This window comes from Halomonas sp. Cn5-12 (assembly GCF_021532545.1).
Lineage (GTDB): Bacteria > Pseudomonadota > Gammaproteobacteria > Pseudomonadales > Halomonadaceae > Vreelandella > Vreelandella aquamarina.
The window spans coordinates 96,413-110,707 of sequence record NZ_JAKGAY010000003.1; the positions used below are offsets into that span (position 1 = coordinate 96,413).

Annotated in this window: 22 protein-coding genes and 1 tRNA gene; 3 read left to right on the forward strand and 20 right to left on the reverse strand. The window is 55.2% G+C overall.

The features are described 5' to 3' along the window. Window positions 1–6: 6 nt before the first annotated feature. Entirely contained in the window at window positions 7–1,713 is a 1,707-nt protein-coding gene (locus L1249_RS03120; protein ID WP_044629139.1) for a potassium/proton antiporter, read from the forward strand. A 58-nt stretch (window positions 1,714–1,771) separates the two neighbouring features. Then, window positions 1,772–1,862: transfer RNA gene (locus tag L1249_RS03125), tRNA-Ser, on the forward strand. Between the two features lie 42 nt (window positions 1,863–1,904). Here L1249_RS03125 and L1249_RS03130 read toward each other — a convergent pair. The 5 genes from L1249_RS03130 to L1249_RS03145 form a co-directional block, all read right to left on the reverse strand. Then, window positions 1,905–2,999: a tyrosine-type recombinase/integrase gene (locus L1249_RS03130; protein WP_235253084.1), complete on the reverse strand. Its 1,095-nt coding sequence runs from the start codon at window positions 2,997–2,999 to the stop codon at window positions 1,905–1,907. Beyond that, entirely contained in the window at window positions 2,882–3,214 is a 333-nt protein-coding gene (locus L1249_RS03135) for a helix-turn-helix domain-containing protein (protein WP_144984849.1), read from the reverse strand. The genes L1249_RS03130 and L1249_RS03135 overlap by 118 nt, the downstream gene beginning before the upstream one ends. Before the next feature lie 59 nt (window positions 3,215–3,273). Further along, window positions 3,274–3,621, reverse strand: a complete 348-nt coding sequence (locus L1249_RS17650; RefSeq protein WP_442908417.1) for a Lar family restriction alleviation protein — start codon at window positions 3,619–3,621, stop codon at window positions 3,274–3,276. Between the two features lie 265 nt (window positions 3,622–3,886). Next, the gene (locus tag L1249_RS03140; protein ID WP_235253091.1) at window positions 3,887–4,330 is read right to left on the reverse strand and encodes a hypothetical protein; all 444 of its coding nucleotides are present in this window, start codon (window positions 4,328–4,330) and stop codon (window positions 3,887–3,889) included. Window positions 4,331–4,356: 26 nt separating this feature from the next. Beyond that, complete coding sequence (locus tag L1249_RS03145; protein ID WP_235253099.1) at window positions 4,357–6,042, reverse strand: DNA cytosine methyltransferase; 1,686 nt, start codon at window positions 6,040–6,042, stop codon at window positions 4,357–4,359. A 55-nt stretch (window positions 6,043–6,097) separates the two neighbouring features. On the opposite strand from L1249_RS03145, the gene L1249_RS03150 reads away from it, so the two are divergent. Continuing rightward, window positions 6,098–6,910 (forward strand): hypothetical protein, encoded by an 813-nt coding sequence (locus L1249_RS03150; protein WP_235253101.1) that lies wholly within the window; start codon window positions 6,098–6,100, stop codon window positions 6,908–6,910. 109 nt (window positions 6,911–7,019) lie between these two features. Here the strand turns inward: L1249_RS03150 and ssb are convergent, their stop codons facing one another. The 15 genes from ssb to L1249_RS03220 form a co-directional block, all read right to left on the reverse strand. Further along, a complete protein-coding gene (ssb, locus tag L1249_RS03155; protein WP_235253110.1) occupies window positions 7,020–7,526 on the reverse strand; it encodes a single-stranded DNA-binding protein in 507 nt (168 codons plus the stop codon). A gap of 52 nt (window positions 7,527–7,578) precedes the next feature. After that, the gene (locus L1249_RS03160; RefSeq protein ID WP_235253124.1) at window positions 7,579–8,373 is read right to left on the reverse strand and encodes a DUF2303 family protein; all 795 of its coding nucleotides are present in this window, start codon (window positions 8,371–8,373) and stop codon (window positions 7,579–7,581) included. Next, window positions 8,373–8,735, reverse strand: a complete 363-nt coding sequence (locus tag L1249_RS03165; protein WP_235253137.1) for a hypothetical protein — start codon at window positions 8,733–8,735, stop codon at window positions 8,373–8,375. Before L1249_RS03165 ends, L1249_RS03160 begins: the two co-directional genes overlap by 1 nt. 59 nt (window positions 8,736–8,794) lie before the next feature. Beyond that, window positions 8,795–9,040 (reverse strand): hypothetical protein, encoded by a 246-nt coding sequence (locus L1249_RS03170; RefSeq protein WP_235253166.1) that lies wholly within the window; start codon window positions 9,038–9,040, stop codon window positions 8,795–8,797. Further along, window positions 9,037–9,294 carry a hypothetical protein gene (locus L1249_RS03175; RefSeq protein ID WP_235253174.1) on the reverse strand — a complete coding sequence of 86 codons (258 nt, stop codon included), beginning with the start codon at window positions 9,292–9,294 and terminating at the stop codon, window positions 9,037–9,039. Before L1249_RS03175 ends, L1249_RS03170 begins: the two co-directional genes overlap by 4 nt. Further along, the gene (locus L1249_RS03180; RefSeq protein WP_235253183.1) at window positions 9,291–9,884 is read right to left on the reverse strand and encodes a 3'-5' exonuclease; all 594 of its coding nucleotides are present in this window, start codon (window positions 9,882–9,884) and stop codon (window positions 9,291–9,293) included. The genes L1249_RS03175 and L1249_RS03180 overlap by 4 nt, the downstream gene beginning before the upstream one ends. 51 nt (window positions 9,885–9,935) lie before the next feature. After that, window positions 9,936–10,907 carry a hypothetical protein gene (locus L1249_RS03185; RefSeq protein ID WP_235253204.1) on the reverse strand — a complete coding sequence of 324 codons (972 nt, stop codon included), beginning with the start codon at window positions 10,905–10,907 and terminating at the stop codon, window positions 9,936–9,938. Continuing rightward, entirely contained in the window at window positions 10,900–11,739 is an 840-nt protein-coding gene (locus L1249_RS03190; RefSeq protein WP_235253213.1) for a hypothetical protein, read from the reverse strand. The genes L1249_RS03185 and L1249_RS03190 overlap by 8 nt, the downstream gene beginning before the upstream one ends. A gap of 74 nt (window positions 11,740–11,813) precedes the next feature. Continuing rightward, window positions 11,814–11,978, reverse strand: a complete 165-nt coding sequence (locus tag L1249_RS03195; protein WP_235253221.1) for a hypothetical protein — start codon at window positions 11,976–11,978, stop codon at window positions 11,814–11,816. Beyond that, window positions 11,975–12,271 carry a hypothetical protein gene (locus L1249_RS03200; protein ID WP_235253234.1) on the reverse strand — a complete coding sequence of 99 codons (297 nt, stop codon included), beginning with the start codon at window positions 12,269–12,271 and terminating at the stop codon, window positions 11,975–11,977. The genes L1249_RS03195 and L1249_RS03200 overlap by 4 nt, the downstream gene beginning before the upstream one ends. Before the next feature lie 8 nt (window positions 12,272–12,279). Next, the gene (locus tag L1249_RS03205) at window positions 12,280–12,552 is read right to left on the reverse strand and encodes a hypothetical protein (protein WP_235253248.1); all 273 of its coding nucleotides are present in this window, start codon (window positions 12,550–12,552) and stop codon (window positions 12,280–12,282) included. 18 nt (window positions 12,553–12,570) lie between these two features. After that, a complete protein-coding gene (locus tag L1249_RS17415) occupies window positions 12,571–12,696 on the reverse strand; it encodes a hypothetical protein (protein ID WP_268825150.1) in 126 nt (41 codons plus the stop codon). Then, on the reverse strand, window positions 12,693–13,124 hold the full coding sequence (locus L1249_RS03210; protein WP_235253256.1) for a hypothetical protein: 432 nt from the start codon (window positions 13,122–13,124) through the stop codon (window positions 12,693–12,695). Before L1249_RS03210 ends, L1249_RS17415 begins: the two co-directional genes overlap by 4 nt. A 122-nt stretch (window positions 13,125–13,246) precedes the next feature. After that, window positions 13,247–13,453 carry a hypothetical protein gene (locus L1249_RS03215; RefSeq protein WP_235253263.1) on the reverse strand — a complete coding sequence of 69 codons (207 nt, stop codon included), beginning with the start codon at window positions 13,451–13,453 and terminating at the stop codon, window positions 13,247–13,249. Between the two features lie 486 nt (window positions 13,454–13,939). Further along, window positions 13,940–14,122, reverse strand: coding sequence for a hypothetical protein (locus L1249_RS03220; RefSeq protein WP_235253275.1), 183 nt, complete (start codon window positions 14,120–14,122; stop codon window positions 13,940–13,942). Window positions 14,123–14,295 lie beyond the last annotated feature (173 nt).

Here is a 14,295-nt window from a genome sequence, read left to right on the forward strand (position 1 = left end):
AGAGACATGGACGCAATTTATACGTTCTTCCTGGTAGGTGGTTCCCTTATGGCGCTCAGCATATTAGCGAGCCGCCTTTCATCAATGGTTGGCGTGCCGCTGCTGCTGATTTTCTTGGGCCTGGGCATGCTGGCGGGCGAAGAGGGCCTGCTAGGCGTCGAGTTCGACGACTACTCCATGGCGTTCGCCATTGGCCATCTGGCACTGGCCATGATCCTATTGGATGGTGGTTTACGCACCCGTTTCAAAACATTCCGCGTAGGCTTTCGCCCCGCACTTTCACTGGCCACCTTTGGCGTCTTTATTACCAGTGCCATTGTCGGCGTTATCGCCATGTGGGTCTTCGACCTTTCGATAGTGCAAGGGTTGTTGGTGGGGGCGATTGTAGGCTCTACCGATGCCGCCGCCGTTTTCTCCATGCTAAGCGGCCGCGGTGTAAACCTGAACGAACGGGTAGGGGCCACGCTTGAAATTGAATCGGGTACCAACGACCCGATGGCAATTTTCCTAACGCTAATGCTGGTGGAGCTGCTGGTTGGGGATATTGGCGGCATTACCGAAACGTTGCTGTTCTTTATCTCTCAGTTTGGTATTGGTTTGGCAGTGGGCATTGGTGGCGGTTGGCTGAGCGCCAAACTGCTGCGCTGGCTCGATTTAGCGCCCGGCCTTTACGCCATGTTGGCGCTTGCACTTGGATTTAGTGTATTCGGGCTAACCAGCGTGCTGGGCGGCAGTGGTTTCCTCGCGATTTATCTGGCTGGCTTGATGATTGGTAACCAGCCAGGGCGGCACCTGAACTTTATTCTACCGGTACACGATGGCCTAGCCTGGCTAAGCCAGATTGGACTCTTCTTGGTGCTGGGCCTGCTGGTGACCCCCAGCCAGCTATGGGAAGTGGCATTGCCTGCTGGGGTTGTTGCGCTGGCGCTGATTTTCGTGGCTCGTCCGATCGCGGTGCTGATTACTATCAAACCTTTCTTTAAGTTCCGCTGGCGAGAAACCTTCTTTATTGCCTGGGTAGGCCTGCGCGGGGCGGTGCCGATTGTGCTGGCGATCTTCCCGGTCATTGGCGGGGTAGAGAATGCCTCGCTCTACTTTAACGTGGCTTTCGCGGTGGTGCTGATGTCGCTGCTGATTCAAGGCGGCTCTCTCACCCTCATGGCCCGCTGGCTGAAAGTAGAAGTACCCGCGGGTACCATGCCCAACCGTCGCGGTCCACTGGGCATCCTGCCGGAAAACGATTTTGAAATGTTCGTCTACACGGTAGAAAACCAGGACCTGGACGATGTGCCTATCCGGCTGCTGCGGTTTCCCTCCGGCGCCTTGATCTCGGCGTTGTTCCGCAACCACGTCATGCTCCACCCCAAAGGCAGCACCCGACTGAAACTGGGGGATGTGGTCTGCGTGATTGGTCGCAGTGAAGACCTGGTGGCCCTGAATCGCTTGTTCAATGGCGATGCCAAGCTCAAGCAAGAGCGCGCCTTCTTTGGCACCTTTACTTTGGACGGCAACGCCCAAATGCAAGACATCGCTCAAGCCTATGGCTTGACTCTGAGCCCCGGCGAGCAGGAGATGACCCTGGCCGAGTTCGTCTCTCTGCGGGTGGGCGGCCACCCAGTGGTGGGGGACGACGTGGACTGGCACGGCATTCACTGGGTCGTCAGTGAAATGGAAGGCGGCGACATTACCCGGGTAGGCTTAAGGCTTTACTAATTTATTCAAAAGGCGTTGACTTACAAGGAGAAGCTGTTATTATACGCACCCATAAGCCGGAGGGATGGCAGAGCGGTTGAATGCACCGGTCTTGAAAACCGGCATAGGTTAATAGCCTATCCAGGGTTCGAATCCCTGTCCCTCCGCCACCTCGATTCTAAAGCCTCGTTTTTACGGGGCTTTTTTCGTTTCTAGGCTTTCTTTTTCCTCCCCAGCAGCGCCTCGATATTCTCCACCGGTTCTTTAACGTGATGAGAACGTGATTGAAGCTTGGCCACGGCGTCCCTCGCTCGGTGTGGCGCCAGGTGTGCGTAGCGCTCCGTCATGTTGATCGTCGAGTGCCCCAACACTTCCTTTACATCGGCCAGCGGCACGCCCTCCGACACCAGCCAGCTTGCGCAGGTATGCCGCAAGTCGTGGATGGTGAAGTCTTTGATGCCTGCCAGCGCACACGCCTTTTTGAACACCGGGTTCGGGTACACGTAACGACTGCCGTCACGCTTGCAAAATACCCAGGGGCAGGAAGGGCAGTAGGTTTGCGCGTAACGGTACCGTCTCCTGAGAGCGGCCACGGCCGACTCGTTGAGCGGGATCGTGCGGCGCTTGCCTGCTTTACTGTCCTCGGGCTCGAGCGTTATCAGCGCGTGCTCCCAGTTCACCCGCCGCCACTCCAGCTTGAGCAATTCCCCCTTGCGCGCCCCTGTATGCAGGGCAAGCTCGATGAAGTCGGCCAAGCGCTCGCCCTCACGGGTGGTCTTGGCTTTCTCGATCAGCGTGTCCGCCTCCTTCCGTGTGATCCAGCGCACGCGCCCGGGCGGCTCTTTCAGCATCCGGCCCTTCACAGGGTTGGGTAGCGACCATTCAAGATGCGTGACCGCGTGGGTAATCATGGCGGCGAGTATCGCCAGCTCTCGGTTGATCGTGGCAGGCCCGACGCCTTCACGCTGCCGAAAGGCAATAAAGGCGCGAACGTCGGCGCCTTCCAGCTTGCCCATGACCTTGTCGGCACCAAAGAAGTCGTAGAGCTTGCCGGTACGCATCTTGATATCGGCCAATGAGCGCTTGTCCTGACTGGCGATCAGGTATTCGGTGGCCACTTCGGCAAAGCTGCGCTCGGGGGCTTCGTCCCAATAGGATTGGCGATAGAGCTGCGCCTTCCATTTCCCCTCTAGCGCTTCAGCCGCTTGCTTGTCGGTCGTCCGAGTAGAGCGTCTAATTGGCTCGCCGCCTCCCGGCGGGGATAGGTAGACCCACCAGAACGGCGAGTCTGGGCGCTTATACGGCATGGCTTACCTCCCGTTATCGCGCCGGGTGCATCGGTAGTGTGGCTGACCGGTGCATCTCCGGCAATCATCGCTTTGAGTGCTTGCTTGTTGACGTAGGTTTTGCCGCCGATCTTCATGCCGGGCAGGGTGCCTGACTTGACCCATTTGGAAATAGTGGCGGGGTGGCACGACAATTCTTTGGCCGCTTCATCGCGGCTCATTAGCATTTCGCCCATGGCGTTCTCCAGGCACAAAAAAACCGCTCAATTGGCGGCCTATTGATCGGTGGGAAAAATTAACATGGCGCTTTGGGTGCCGCGCGGAGCATTCGCCGCCATGCGTCCTTCTCACTCTTGCAGTAATGTCCATAGTTCTTAGCAACTGTTTTAACGCCGCCAAGATATCCAGCCGCAAGCATGTCATCGGTCATTTCGATGGGCACAAGCTGGTAGCCATCAGGCGATTTACGGCGATTCCAATTATCGGTAGCCCGTTTACTGCTCGCGGTAGTATCGGTACCTGCACCGCATGTCAGGCATCTCACCCAATATTCTGGAGCACCGGTAACTAGCTCGGCTTTGCCTCCACAGAATGGACAAGGCTTTAGTTCGCTCATAAACACCTCACAATAAAAACCGCTCATTGGCGGCGGTAGTCTTTGAACAATCTGGTCGATAATCGCCAGCGTGGCGTATCAGGAATAAGCCGCCGTTTGCGGACTATCTCGGCGATTCGCTTGGCGTTCGGGAGCTGGTCGAGCATCTTGGTACTCCGTGCAGCTGACTATAATGCGGCGTTTGCTCGTACTTAGAACAGGCATAGATGAAAAGGGCAGGTGGCCACAATCGGCTATAGCGTGGCGGCAGGACATGCACATGGTGGGTTTGGGGTAATAGCTCATGTTTCTTCTATGCCACCAGCGAGCCAGTTGCTTTGATTTTCGGCAAGCCGTCGATGCGTTCGAAAAGTACATCGGCTTCTATATCGGTTGCCTTCTCGAAGCGGTAGAAACCTGCTTTCTTGGCCGCTTCCATAAAGTTGGGCGTCATGTTCCACAAGGCTTCGTCCGGTAGCTTTGTTGCGCTACATGGTTTGCCGTTGATGACCGCAATAGCATGGACCCGCTCAAGGCAGTGGCCTGTTGAGGCCTCGGTAATATTGATGGTCGCGCTTTCTTTACCGCAAGCGAGCCACGCAAAAGCTTCTATGATGCGGCCCTTATGCTTACCCTCGGTGACTTCTGCTTTTAGGTCGCCCAGGGCGCTGGCCATTTCTACTTTCCCTCCCGCAACTATTGGGCGTTTATCGTTTTCGTCATCACCGATGATGTGAGTTGTGATATTCAGTTTCATGCTTCACCTCTCTAAGTGTTTACGTTTTAGTTGATAGTGTGACTCGGTTGCTGAAGCGATAGGCTGGCAGCGACATTCCGCACCCAGATAGGCGTGTTACCTAGCGCGAAGGTTTCGCCAGACCAAGCCAGCAGCAGGGTGGTACCCATTACGCTGGCGATAGCTTCAGCCGCAGGTGCAGGCACCGCGTTACCGATACGCTCACGCCAAGCGCTATCGCTCAAGCCCTCAAGCTCGAGGTGTTCGTAGGGATCCACTAGCCCCTGAAGGGCGGCCAGTTCAAAAGTGGTAAAGGGGCGGTGCCAGGTGCCGTCTAGTGCGCGAATCACGGCTACCAGCTTGTCGTTGGGCTCAGGCAAGCGAGGGTCAGCAACCGACCAATTGCCATTGTCATGGCCAGCGGATGCTGAAACGGCACCACACGATGATTGCCATGGCACAACGCCATAGTGGCCAGCGGTTAAATAATGGTCGCCTTTCGACCGGCTCAGCCCCGGGCGTGGATCGGCAACGCCAAAAGCTCCCTGGCCAGTGGTGCTACCTGATATGACGGTGCCGGTTGATTTATCCCAAGGCGTGATAGCGTACTTGCCATAAGTCGGCCCTTTGCGGCGTGGGTCTGCGACCGCAAACGCCCCTTGCCCGGGCGACTGCTGGCCCGTAATGGCACCGGTTGGGCCATCCCACCGACGTACGCCGTAGGCTTGTCCATCCTTCCACTTGGCGGACTGATTGAAGCGAGGATCAGCGATGCTGAAGGCCCCGTTGGTGGGTGTGCTGCGTCCTGCAACTGTACCCATTGGTTCATGCCAGTGATTCACGCCCATGTAGCCAGAGCGATATTCGGGCACGATAAGGTAGTCACTCAGGTAGCCATCCTCGACCGCCAGCTTATTCAGTGACCGCCAATCGCTACCGGCTTCCACAAACGCTAGGCGCACCCATGTTTTCCACTGCAAGCGAGGCACACGGTGCATAGGTCCGGCCAGCGCATCACCTGGCATCGGCATTTGCCCAAGTACATCGCCCACGGCGCGAAGCGGTCGCTTGATGGGCTCATAAAGGAAGGGCGGCACTTTCTCGGCATGGCGTGCCACCAGCAGGAAGCGCTTGCGTGACTGCGCTAGATGCCCGATTTCGCCGCAGTCGTGCGTGGTTTCAGCAACGTGATAGCCATAGCGCTGCAGCATGCTGGTGATTTTGCTTAGCAGCTCTCGGCCACGGCTGGCGATACGTGGCACGTTCTCAAAAATGATCAGCTCGGGCGGATCGTCGGCCCATGCCTCTAAGGCAAGCCACATGCCGCGAACCGTGAGCTGGTTCAGCGCCTGATACTTCGGCGTGGTGCTGCGAGTTTGAGAGAGCAGGCCGCTGAACCCTTTACATGGCGCGCTTAGAAAGATGATGTTGGGGCGCTGGTTGCCAGCGGCTGCCTGTATGTCGGCAGGTGTGGCTTCCTTCCATTCGCTGGGTGGCTCATGCCCATGAAAGGCGGCGTACTGGTCACGGCTGAACATATCTAGCACGGTTCCAGGGGTGCCGGTGAGCCGCTGAAAGTCAGCGATAGCACCTGGGTCTACATCAATGCCGCCCAGGCATTGGAATTTGGCTTCCGTGTTGCCAATGCGGGCATGGCCTCGATTGAAGCCAAGTGCACCGCCACCAAGGCCGCAAAATAAGTGGAGATGCTTTATAACTTTATCAAAATACATATAATATGGTCTCTCGTGAAATTTTTGGGTTTTCTAAAGACATTTTGGAGTTGCCGTGAAAGAAAAATCGTTGTTGCAGCTTAAAAGATTTTGGTTGCCAGTTTTGTTTGTCATTGTTGTAGCAGTAGCAATCGCTATATATATATATAAAAGTTCTAGTTTGGTTTTCGTGCCAGGGTACGAAGGGCTTGATGGATTAGTGAAAATTTACAAGGTTCCTTTGGGGGTTTTATCTCTATTGTTTCCGTTAGTGGCCTTGATAGCTACCAGTCATAGATCAGAGCAGACAAAAAAACAGATTGAAATGAGCTATCTGCAGAATTCATTTTCCAATTTCTATAAGCATTTAGAGGAGTTTGATAAGTTGGTCAATAAGAGTAATGACTTTGGTTTGAGGGAGTTTAATCCTTTCGATTTATATAAAATTCTGTTTCCATTGAACTCGCCCTCTAATGTAATCACGTGCTCCCATGGCAAAGATAAGGGGGCGGTTTCGAAACTTAATGAAATTGCAACTAAGCTTGTTGATAAAGTGAGTTTGATTAATGAGTTTAAGGGTGATTACAATAAGCTGGAGGTTGTTTACATTGATTTTTTTGTTTTGTTAATAAATGCTTCTATTGAGTTGAGCTTTATTCCCAGGCCTAATAATGCTGTTCGCTGGGTAAAGTTTAAGGGCTTTGATGTTTCATTTCCCTTATTTACTACAAGTTTAAAACCTTTTTTGCATTATGATTTATTGAGTAATTATATTAATCAGCTTTCTGGCTTTGGGATGATTTCTGTTGAAATGCCTGAGTTAAATATTGATGAAAAGAAAAATATTTTAGCTCAATCTGTTCTGATTGATGTTACTGTGCGTAGTTAGAGGGTTGCTGTAATTTTAAGATGTATAATTGAAAGTTATGCATTTTAATTTCGAGTAATTTGTCACAAGAGTGAAATATAGTTTTATTTGAATTAATATTTCAGAGTTATCAGAACGGGATTTCATCATCGAAATAGCCATATTGCGTTTGATCAGGTGCGCCATAGGGTCGCTTGGCATCATATCGCAAGTTATTTGGCGATTGCTGATGAGCAATGCGTTGCTGATTCTGAGGTGGTTGCTGGTAACCGCCCTGCTGTGGGGTTTGCTGGTGTTGTCCGCCGCTATCCAGCATTTGCATATCGTTAGCGACGATTTCAGTGGTGTAGCGGTCTTGTCCGCTCTGGTCTTGCCATTTCCGCGTTTGTAGTCGGCCCTCGATGTAAACCTTCGAGCCTTTGCGTAGGTACTGCTGCGCAGTCTCTGCCGTTTTCTTGAATAAGATGACGCGATGCCACTCGGTGCGCTCCTGGCGCTGGCCGCTGTTGCGGTCGAGCCAGCTGTCACTGGTGGCAATGTTGAGAGTGGCGACAGCGGTGCCGCCTGTGGTGAAACGTACTTCTGGGTCTTGGCCCAGGTTGCCAATCAAGATGACTTTGTTAATGCCTCGGGCCATGTGACCTCCAAATGAAAAGGGCCCGAAGGCCCTCTGTGGTTGTGTGCTGATGTTAGGGCTGGAAGGTGCCCAGCAAGCATTCGCTCTCTGGCAAGCCGTCCGTCACCAGCTTGGCGAACTCGGCGGCGATCTCTTCTTTAGCGGCGTCCAGCGCGATAGCGCGCAGCCCAAACGATGGACCGCCTTTGGTCTTGCTGGAAACTCGCATCGCTAGAGTGCGCTCTGACAGGCCCTCGTATGGAGTGACCTTCCAGTAAATCACCGTGGGCAGACGGTCAGCATTCTTGACGGTGACGCTGTTCATAACGCCCACGCGGCTAGAATGCTCCTGCTTATCGCTTTCGATGCTGGTTAGGTCATCCAGGCTGACCTTGCGGAACGCATGAATGACTTTGCCGCGCTCCAGCGGTTCACCCTTGCTGTTCTCAAACGTAAGCAGATGGCCCCAATCTTCTACCAGCTCGACCATGTCTTCCTGCCCGAAAGTGCTGCCGTCAGCATTCAGGTAGGCGCTGAACTCCGGTGTCTTGGGCAGATTGAGCGTGGCGGAGTGGTCGCAGTGGCCAGGCAGTGACTTGTCGCCGATATCCAGATAGGAGCATGCCGCCATGGCGTCGCGGTCGATGAATACCGGGGCATCTGCTTGACGAGCTGATACGTAAGAAATGAAGTCCCGCAAGCCCTTGGTTTTGAACTGGCCACGGAATCGGCGGCGGTGACCCTGGTACTTCTCCATGTCAACCAGCTTGAAGCCTTCGCCGACGATCAGCGCGTGACCCTCGGCGGCTTCGGTACCGGTTTTGTGGTTTGCTTCAAGGTGCTGCAGGGCGTCTTTAGTCAATGACATCAGTGCTTCTCCTGGTGCGAGTCTTTATCGCGGTGGGGGTGGCCGATCATGTCGAACTGGTTCTTGGGCTCTAGTGTCATTTCGCCGCCCGTGTTCACGCACATGACCGTTTCTGTGGTGTGTTCTTCCGACTGCGTGCCGTGCTCAGTCGGAATCTTGAAGGCCAGCTTATGGCTGACGCCTACCTTGCTGCCGGAGCCAATGTTCTCGATCGTCATGTCGATCGACACCTTGGCTTTCTTCTTCGGGTTGTTCGTCGCCGCTGCTGCTGCGTGGCTCAAAACAGTGCCTAGGCGCTCGGCCAATACGCCGCCATCCAGGTCCTCGAGGAACCTGGTCACATCGGTTGGGTGTTGGGACATTGCGAGTTACCTCATGGAGGTGGGGGTAGTGGGGCCATTGGCCCCAGGATGGGTAAGGATTAGGCGACTACCGCTTTGGCGCTGGGATGGCCTGCGCACGAGCCGTCGGGATTGCGGTTATCGCAGCTGCTGTCACAGACGAGGACTTGCTTGCCGTTTTCGAGCATTTGCCGAAGCTCTTTGCGAGCTCCGTCAACGCCTTCGGAATGTGTGACGATATCCCCGAGACGCTTGTCGCCGTAGCTCAGCAGAACGCGGATGGGGATATGGATGTGAAATGTGGTTGGGATGCTGGTAAGAGTCATTGAGATGCCTCATTTTCATCGTCAGCTATATCGGTGGCGCATGTTTGGCATAGCGCTTTATTGCCGTGCTTCCCGAACCCACCAAGCGCCATGACGTCACCATCCTGAAAGGGCGTATTGCAGGCGAAGCAGCGGCTGTACTTTTTGCGCGACCGCTCGCGGGCCTTTCTGAATTCCGGCCCGTAAACCAGGAACTCTTTTTTGATCCATTCAGGCGTGTAAGTGGTGGTGACGGTTTTGGTGATGGACTTCATGCGGCCTTGGCTTCGTGATCAAGCAGGTGCCAGTAGACTTCCATGCAGGCGCGGGCGTCGGCCATGGCGCTATGCGCATCCTCCAGCGGCTTACCGGTGAAGAACTCGTAGGCTTCGGACAGCTTCGGCGACTTGTAGCCATACTTACCTTTCGGCAGCATCTGCATGATCGGCTTGGCCAGCAGCATAGTGTCGGCGAATTCTTCCTTATCGCCCCAGGCTTCGGCCTCGGCTTCTCCCATATACCGCTTGGCGGCGATACGGATAATTCGCTGGTCGAAGGTGCGGTTATGGGCGACGCGTGGGTACCGGTTCCAGAGCTGGAAAAAAAGGTTCAGGGCAAGCGACTCATCGACGCCCACCGCAGCGGCATGTGCTTGCGTTATGCCGTGAATGGCAGATACCTCGGCGGGAATCTCCCAGCCGTCTGGAGCAATGATCAAATCCAGCGTCGCGATTTCCTTACGCGTGTCGGTGTCTGCCAGGATCGCGGCAAGCTGCACTAGGTGGGGCTGGTGTTTGCTTTCGCTGGGGGATTTCCAGTCGGGCAGGCCGGTGGTTTCTGTGTCGAAGAAGAGAACAGGGTTCATAGTGGGCTCCAAAGAAAAGGGGCCTTGAGGCCCCAGAGGTTAAGGGAAGGTTTAAGCGGCTAGCTGCTGCATGGCTTGTTCATAGCCAGACCAGTTATCGACGCCCATGGCTTCCAGGGCGCGCAGCTTGGCTTGATCCGCGAGCAACTGGTCGTATTCGCCGCGGCTGATCGTGACTTGCTCCGGTGCTTGCACCTGGCCACCCCGCAAGACCTCCGCTTCATGCCGCTGGGCGGCAGCGCTCAGGCGGCTGGTGTCCAATGGCTTGCGCTCAGCAGCGGCGGGCAGGGGAGCTGGTTCCGGTTCTGGTTTCGGCTGTGGCTGAGGTGCTGGGTTACGCTTCGCTTCCTGTTCTGCCTTGAAGCGGCGCAGTTCTTCCAGCTCCTTTTGCTCGGCTTCGCGCTTCTCATTTTCTTCACGCAAGCGGCGGCGCTCGGCTTCCACTTCGGCCTGCTCGGTAGCTAGGCGTTCTTTCTCAAGAGCGTGGGCGTGCATGTCGCTGATGTGCTGCAGCACCTCCGCTTTGGCGTCCTCGGCCTCTTTGGATACGTCAAAAAAACCGTCCGTGTTGATGTTCACGGCGTCATCATGCAGCTCAGCCAAGGCGTTTGAGTCGAGCCCAACCGCTGTGTCCTTGTAGCTGAGAATTTCGACCTGAATACGCTCACGCAACTTAGCGATGCGCTGCTGCTTTTCTCGCTCGGCGCGCTCGTCTTCGTGCTGCTTGGCGTCCTTCAGCGGCTTCTCGATGGCTTCGAGCTTTTCAATCAGGTCCTTGCCGTATTGATTCACGCGGTCGATAAAGTCGCGGTGCGGCTTCGTGATTTCCTTCCGGAGCTTATCGGTACTAGTCCGGTACGTGGTCAGCTCTTTGATGCCCTTCTTGCACAATGCATAGCCTGCCTTGGTTTGCATGTCGGGCACAGTGCCGTACTGCTCACGCAGCCCTGCCAGGGCCTGCTCAACGGCATCCAGCTTGACCAGTTCGCCTTTGTAGTCGGTTTTGGGGGCTGCGTTAGTCATTTTGCGTTACCTCTTGTGGTTGCTTGGCCTTTTCCTTCTCGGCGTATACCCGGGCGATACCTTCATCGCGGGCCTTGAGGATCATGCCTCTGCCTTTGTCGGGTTCGACGCGGGCCATGGATGCTTTGTCCGGAATGCGGCCGATCATTCTGTCGGCAGCCAGCTCGATGCTCTTGGGGTGGGGAATTTGGTGGCGAAGGGTTTCGCACTCACGTTTAAGCCAGTCCGTGTAATCCTGCCGGAGCTTCTCTATTTCGGCGTCCTGGTCTTCGGCCACCGCAATGCGGGTAGCCGCTTGCTGTGCCTGGGTATAGTCCTTGTTGTCGAACTTGCCGTAATAGACGTCAGCCGCGAAGCCCAGTAGTGACAGGCATTTCTTGATAGCGTCAGTGATCGACTTCTTCGGCGCTTCGCCGTCGGTCTTCCACTTACCGCCGCTAGTGCGATAAACGGCGCGGGTGTGGCCGAACTGCGTTACCTCGCCGCGTTCGCCGTGCCAGCGGTACCAGAGTGCTAGCCGGATGGTGTGGGTCTGCTCGTTAGCGATTAGCTCACCCTTAGTGCCTAAAATCGGGGCGCCAATGTCGTAGCGCTCATCTTCGATGCGGTAGCCCCAACCTATGCCCATGGGGCCAAATAGCTTGGTGGCTTGCTCGATGACGTGCATCGCATCCAGCGTGGTGATCTGCTGGCCATCTACGCTGGCTTCACGAACAGCAGTGGTTGGTGTCTTGTCGACTTGGCGCCATAACTCCAAGTGGTCAGAGCTATCGACCACGCGATAGCGTCCGGAAGGCACGCGTATGCGTGGCTTCTCGCTGATGTGTGTCATGGTTTATACTCCGAAGTGATCAATCTCGACGATGATCGGTGGCCCCTGACGTGTTCCAGCACGAAAGGGGCTTTTTAGTTTTCGCGGCTTGGCTCTTGGTCCTGCGCTTCCGCCAGCAGCTTGCCTAGCTCAACGTGGTCATTGACGTTCAAGCTGGTGCTGTCTTTGGTGACGTAGTAAACCGCCACGCCTGTCTCTTCATCCCAGCCTGCTTTGCCTGTGAGTCGCCATTCGCTCATGCCGCTCTCCAGTTGGCTTCCATTTCGGCGCGGTCTTCTTCCTCGCCCAGTTGCTCGTCCTCTGCAACGTCTTTGGCCCAGGCGAACAGCACCGTTTCGCCAGCGGGTGACTGGATATAGGCATCAACCATATCCGCAACGGTAGTGGTGGCGTTGAGCTCTTCGACGGCGCTGGCCAAGTCGCCAACCTCATTTAAATATGTGCCGAAACGCGCAATGCCTGCGGCGTCACCGTCATGGATGGACTCGCTCAGGGATTCTGCGCGTAGCTGAATTAGCTTGTTGCGGTTCATAAAGCACCTCAGAACTGAACTAATAATGGGGAAGGGTAAGAGGGGCTGAATGCAGCGGGCCGCATACCTGGGCACACCTCTGCAGCGTTACCCCGGTAGTCCGGGTGACCGGTACGGTCTAGCGGGTCAATACCGCGTGCTTTTTCAGCTTCCCAAACAGCCACTTCTTGGCAGTATTTACGATGCATCCGCTCTTTATCGGATGCGTCCAGCTTGCTGGCCACGATCATGCTGCCGATGATGGCGGCCAGCGCGATGAGGCTAAGTGTTCTCGTTGGCATGCTTGACCACCTTCTTGATCAGTTTTGACGGCCCAGTCGCTTGGCCGTGGTGCGGGCCAAACGCAGGCCAAAAAAAACGCCCAGGTCAGGGCGTGGCGTGATGATGTCTCCGCGCTTCTCGCGGATCAGGTAGCGTGTGGTCATGTCTCACCTCTTGCTTTAGCCAGTGCGGCCCGGGCTTTATCTAGCGCCGCCTCAATATCCACAAATCCTTCGCCGTCGACATACCCTGTTTCATCGCATATCTCGTTGACTGCAACTAGCTCATCTAGGGCCTCGAAAAGCTCCACGCCAGCGTTGCGCTTCCTGCCGCGCTCTTTCGATATCTTCTCTTGCTGCTTAATGAGGTGGTCAACATCGCCGTAGCGCACAAACTGCTTGCACAGGCTGTTGAAGTTTTTATGAGACGGTTTCCAGGCGGAGCCATCCTCTTTATTTCGCAGAGTTGAGATAAGCTCTGCTGGCAAGTCTTTGGTTCGCGCCCAGACCTCGCCGTTTTTATAGAGCGAAAAGCGGACGCCCTTGACGTGCATTTCGGGATAAACCGGCTTTTCTTGTTCGGTCGTACTCATAAACACCTCTCATAGAATTGGGCGCGCTGCCTGCTGTATCTGCGCCCCCTCGCAGTGCCAGTGGAAGGGGGCCAAGCAGCGCGGGAATAACGTCGATGCAGCGCTATTCCAACTGACAAGGATTACTTGACGGTTGGGCGCAGGCTGCGTAGATGGTCGGCATACTCAGCGCTGTGTTTGGCGTTATCGGCCACCGCCTGCTTAACCGCGCGGTCGTTGTACTTCTCTACCTGAGCGCGCAAATAAGCCGCATCTTGCTCCAACCACAAGATCGCGCTGTCTAGGTCAGCGTCGCTTTCGTAAACATGGCCTTTCTTGTCGGTATACATAGGCGCTCCATTGAGGTGTAAAGAATTGCTTTACAACTGGCATAAAAAAGCCCTCCGTAGAGGGCTGCGCATTCCATTGCAAGGAGTCGATGTCAATGGCGTTAACATCGGTGGAGTGCTCGTCTTACTTGCTCTGGCAGTCATGGCCACCAATGTATGCCTAGAACACTCCCCGATACCCTCTCTATTCTCAGCGGAGAGGGACGCTGTAGGCCGCGTTACCCAGCGGAACGGGTGGCGCCCTTCATAAATTCAAGGAAAGCATCAGTGCAATTCATGCATAGCCAGCCATCACCTTTATGATTAACGCCGCCCCAATCGCCGTTATATGCAGCGCCGCCTCTACTACCTCGCCAATTGAGTGTTAATGAACCCTCTTCACTGCCGCGCCTATCGCTACTGTCCGTTGTTTCATGACCGCAGCGGTCGCAGACGTGAATGTCTGGCTGCTTCTTGACGCCCATACCACCTCCTGTTGATTAGCGGCTAGTCTGGTTTAACCGTGAAGTCATGATCGCCTTTCCAGCCAAGGCGACCGATGCGCTCATTCAAAGCATCAATAGCTGCTTGCTCTGTCTTTCCAAACCCTTGCAGGTATCCATTGCGCGCTTTAAATCTGCAGTGCTCAAAGCCTGGATGGGCATTGGATCGAGTAACCGTGATAGCCATAACGCTCTCCTGTGTAATTCGTGAAGCATCGGGATGGACTCAACGTACCGCAGCCCGTGGGCCGTATTGTCCGCAGCCGAAACCCGACACGGCGCCGAGCCCATCCCGATGCCCGCTCAGTGAACGGGCTTTTCGATCATCTTCCCGGCGTCGGGAAGATGGTCTGATATTTC

Coding starts and splice junctions, on each gene's coding strand:
- L1249_RS03180 (WP_235253183.1), bottom strand. CDS start 9,884: ATGAACCCTGTTCTCTTCTTCGACACAGAAACCACCGGCCTGCCCGAC.
- L1249_RS03120 (WP_044629139.1), top strand. CDS start 7: ATGGACGCAATTTATACGTTCTTCCTGGTAGGTGGTTCCCTTATGGCG.
- L1249_RS03220 (WP_235253275.1), bottom strand. CDS start 14,122: ATGGCTATCACGGTTACTCGATCCAATGCCCATCCAGGCTTTGAGCAC.
- L1249_RS03175 (WP_235253174.1), bottom strand. CDS start 9,294: ATGAAGTCCATCACCAAAACCGTCACCACCACTTACACGCCTGAATGG.
- L1249_RS03140 (WP_235253091.1), bottom strand. CDS start 4,330: ATGAAACTGAATATCACAACTCACATCATCGGTGATGACGAAAACGAT.
- ssb (WP_235253110.1), bottom strand. CDS start 7,526: ATGGCCCGAGGCATTAACAAAGTCATCTTGATTGGCAACCTGGGCCAA.
- L1249_RS03130 (WP_235253084.1), bottom strand. CDS start 2,999: ATGCCGTATAAGCGCCCAGACTCGCCGTTCTGGTGGGTCTACCTATCC.
- L1249_RS03165 (WP_235253137.1), bottom strand. CDS start 8,735: ATGTCCCAACACCCAACCGATGTGACCAGGTTCCTCGAGGACCTGGAT.
- L1249_RS03210 (WP_235253256.1), bottom strand. CDS start 13,124: ATGAGTACGACCGAACAAGAAAAGCCGGTTTATCCCGAAATGCACGTC.
- L1249_RS03135 (WP_144984849.1), bottom strand. CDS start 3,214: ATGGGCGAAATGCTAATGAGCCGCGATGAAGCGGCCAAAGAATTGTCG.
- L1249_RS17415 (WP_268825150.1), bottom strand. CDS start 12,696: ATGACCACACGCTACCTGATCCGCGAGAAGCGCGGAGACATCATCACG.
- L1249_RS03190 (WP_235253213.1), bottom strand. CDS start 11,739: ATGACACACATCAGCGAGAAGCCACGCATACGCGTGCCTTCCGGACGC.
- L1249_RS03145 (WP_235253099.1), bottom strand. CDS start 6,042: ATGTATTTTGATAAAGTTATAAAGCATCTCCACTTATTTTGCGGCCTT.
- L1249_RS03215 (WP_235253263.1), bottom strand. CDS start 13,453: ATGTATACCGACAAGAAAGGCCATGTTTACGAAAGCGACGCTGACCTA.
- L1249_RS03195 (WP_235253221.1), bottom strand. CDS start 11,978: ATGAGCGAATGGCGACTCACAGGCAAAGCAGGCTGGGATGAAGAGACA.
- L1249_RS03185 (WP_235253204.1), bottom strand. CDS start 10,907: ATGACTAACGCAGCCCCCAAAACCGACTACAAAGGCGAACTGGTCAAG.
- L1249_RS03200 (WP_235253234.1), bottom strand. CDS start 12,271: ATGAACCGCAACAAGCTAATTCAGCTACGCGCAGAATCCCTGAGCGAG.
- L1249_RS03170 (WP_235253166.1), bottom strand. CDS start 9,040: ATGACTCTTACCAGCATCCCAACCACATTTCACATCCATATCCCCATC.
- L1249_RS03205 (WP_235253248.1), bottom strand. CDS start 12,552: ATGCCAACGAGAACACTTAGCCTCATCGCGCTGGCCGCCATCATCGGC.
- L1249_RS17650 (WP_442908417.1), bottom strand. CDS start 3,621: ATGAGCGGTTTTTATTGTGAGGTGTTTATGAGCGAACTAAAGCCTTGT.
- L1249_RS03160 (WP_235253124.1), bottom strand. CDS start 8,373: ATGTCATTGACTAAAGACGCCCTGCAGCACCTTGAAGCAAACCACAAA.